Consider the following 246-nt stretch of genomic DNA (forward strand, 5'->3'; position numbering starts at 1 on the left):
GATGTGTATAAGAGACAGCTTCCGCAACTGGATCATCGCTGTTTAATACAGCGTATTTTTTACGATTATGATTATAACTATTGCCAAGCTGTGCAAAAAGCAAGCCCTTCGCATGTTTATATTCTTCCATCGTTTTATGATAGTCTAAATGATCTTGTGTTAAATTCGTAAATACTGCAACATCATAATCGCATCCGTGTACACGCCCAAGATCTAAAGCATGAGATGAAACTTCCATTACTGTGC

The 246-nt window shown here is 37.4% G+C and carries 1 protein-coding gene; it reads right to left on the bottom strand.

Annotated elements, in window-relative coordinates; translation table 11 throughout:
• On the bottom strand, positions 1-246 hold a 246-nt coding region (locus JDS96_RS31395; RefSeq protein ID WP_242480046.1), incomplete at both ends, for a Mur ligase family protein.

The sequence above is a fragment of the Bacillus cereus group sp. N21 genome, assembly GCF_016483395.1.
GTDB classification, from domain to species: domain Bacteria; phylum Bacillota; class Bacilli; order Bacillales; family Bacillaceae_G; genus Bacillus_A; species Bacillus_A pseudomycoides.